This window comes from Candidatus Accumulibacter vicinus, assembly GCF_000584955.1.
Lineage (GTDB): Bacteria > Pseudomonadota > Gammaproteobacteria > Burkholderiales > Rhodocyclaceae > Accumulibacter > Accumulibacter vicinus.
In genome coordinates, this window is the sequence record NZ_JDSS02000021.1 from 301,209 (window position 1) to 301,470 (window position 262).

Annotated in this window: 1 protein-coding gene; it reads left to right on the top strand. The window is 76.0% G+C overall.

The window, feature by feature from the left end; all coding sequences use genetic code 11:
• Nucleotides 1-262 (top strand): hypothetical protein (locus CAPSK01_RS22610; RefSeq protein WP_273703461.1); only part of this gene is annotated, 262 nt, incomplete at both ends.

A 262-nucleotide genomic window follows, 5' to 3' on the forward strand; every position in this document is an offset into this window, starting at 1 on the left:
CCTCGGCCGCCGCCTCGCGACGCGCCAGCCCGCCCTGCCGCGGCTGCTCGAACGGCTGACGCGCGGCGAGGTGCTGCGCGCGATCCCGCTGCTGCCGGGCCACGGCTGGAGCCCGCGCATCGCCCTCCTCTGCGACTACAGCCGGCGCACCCGGCCGTTTCACGAAGACTTCAACGCGCTCTGCCGGGCGCTCGAAAGGCGTCACGGCAAAGCCGGCATCGACCGCCGCATTCTTGCCGGCGACCCCGGCCGGCAGCCGCGC